The sequence below is a fragment of the Streptacidiphilus neutrinimicus genome, from assembly GCF_000787815.1.
GTDB lineage: Bacteria > Actinomycetota > Actinomycetes > Streptomycetales > Streptomycetaceae > Streptacidiphilus > Streptacidiphilus neutrinimicus.
The window spans coordinates 1-1542 of sequence record NZ_BBPO01000039.1 but is presented as its reverse complement, the minus strand read 5'-3'; the positions used below and the strand labels follow the sequence as shown (position 1 = coordinate 1542).

The 1542-nt window shown below is 70.3% G+C and carries 3 protein-coding genes; 1 reads left to right on the top strand and 2 read right to left on the bottom strand.

The window, feature by feature from the left end; all coding sequences use genetic code 11:
* The coding region (locus TR48_RS43485) for a hypothetical protein (protein WP_042370515.1) at positions 1–277 on the bottom strand (277 nt) is incomplete at its 3' end.
* Between the two features lie 42 nt (positions 278–319).
* Positions 320–742: a DUF1398 family protein gene (locus TR48_RS23265; RefSeq protein ID WP_042370513.1), complete on the bottom strand. Its 423-nt coding sequence runs from the start codon at positions 740–742 to the stop codon at positions 320–322.
* A gap of 112 nt (positions 743–854) precedes the next feature.
* On the opposite strand from TR48_RS23265, the gene TR48_RS23260 reads away from it, so the two are divergent.
* Positions 855–1319, top strand: a complete 465-nt coding sequence (locus TR48_RS23260) for a MarR family winged helix-turn-helix transcriptional regulator (RefSeq protein ID WP_042370511.1) — start codon at positions 855–857, stop codon at positions 1317–1319.
* Positions 1320–1542: the final 223 nt, after the last annotated feature.

Below are 1542 nucleotides of genomic sequence, written 5' to 3'. Positions count from 1 at the left end.
CGAGCGCCAGTGTGGAGGCGCCGCGGCCGTAGTCGGCGATGTGCACCCGCAGGTCGTGGCCGCCGGCCAGCGCGGCGAGGGCCAGGAGCAAGAAGGTGGCGACGCCGGTCGCGTCGATAATCCTGGTGCCGACGGCCTTGTCCTTGGCGATCAGCCAGGCGGCCGCGGCCGCGGCGGCGAGTCCGGCGTACCCGGCCGCGTCGGCTCCTCGGCGCTGCACGATCACGCTGAACAGCGCCCAGGGGATCAGGCTGATCAGCATCTTCTTGGCGTTCATGGCGTCTGTTCCTTCGCTTGCCTGTCGTTCCTGTTGCCGGTCTCAGGGGAGGGCGACGGGCGGGTAGTCCTCGGTATAGGACTCGCCGTCGGCACCGTAGTAGGTGCAGGTGCGCTCTGTGGTGTCGACCTCGTACCAGAGGATTCCGGCGTCCCAGCAGCCGCGGACGAACTCGGGGAACGTCGACTCGCCGGCCTGATCAGTCCGCAGGGCCGCGATCAGGGCCGCCTCGTCGAACCGCGGTGCGGCCGCGAAGCCGGCCACCAGGGGTTCGCCCTGGACCACGACGTTGCCGTGCCGGGTCAGGTACAGGAAGGCACCTGCCGGGACGGCCATGCGGCAGTGGGTGACGCCGGCCTGGCGCAGGCTCTCGGCGAGGTAGGGGAAGCCGCCGACCTTCGGCCGGACGGCCGCGCCGCGTTCGAGGGCGGCCTGCAGACGGTTGACGGTGTCGGTGGTCGTCATGGGGTCTCCGTTGTGTTTGGGGCTGGTGTGTCGGTGGCCTCCGGCGCACCTCGGTATGACAATATGCTGCCCGAATGACAACATACTGTCCAGATGAAGGGATGATTCGGGCATGCCGGATGAACTGCCACTTCTCGTGGCCGACATCTTCGAAGCCGCGGGGGCGCTGCGCCGCTCGGGCGAGCTCCTGGCCGGAGCGGAGGGGCAGACGCAGGCCCGCTGGCAGTTGATGAGCGTCGTCAGCGAGCCCCCTCAGTCCGTGGCCCGGGCCGCACGCCGCCTCGGCGTCGCCCGCCAGGGCCTGCAGCGCATCGCGACCAACCTCGTCGCCGACGGCCTCGCGGAGTTCCGGGACAACCCCGACCACCGCACCTCACCCCTGCTCGCCCTCACCGACGCCGGGCACCGGGCCCTGGGCGCCATCACCGCCCGGGCCGACGCCGCACACCAGATCATCGTCGCGGGCATCTCCCAGGAGGACCTGGCCCTCACCCGCTCCGTCCTGCAGCGGCTGACCCGGCAGACCGAAGACTGGGTCCGCGCCGCGAAACCGTCCACCGAGACCGCGAGCCAATAACCGATCTCGTCACCACTGGCACCGCGGCGTGGCGATACTCGTCCTGTCCTTGAACCGCTTGGGGACCAGCGGAGAGCTGTTCGAAGACCGAGGCTTCACCTCCGGCGCAGCCTCGACGAACCCCACACCTGCCACATGACCGAATGCCGCGAGGCGGAGGAGGCGCTGTGACCAGGAACGAACTCGACGCGTTGGCCGCGCTGCCGCGTGGACACGGGACCGC

What these genes read in the sequence shown, in the direction of transcription:
- TR48_RS23265 (WP_042370513.1), bottom strand. Translation starts at nt 742, where the DNA reads ATGACGACCACCGACACCGTCAACCGTCTGCAGGCCGCCCTCGAACGC.
- TR48_RS23260 (WP_042370511.1), top strand. Translation starts at nt 855, where the DNA reads ATGCCGGATGAACTGCCACTTCTCGTGGCCGACATCTTCGAAGCCGCG.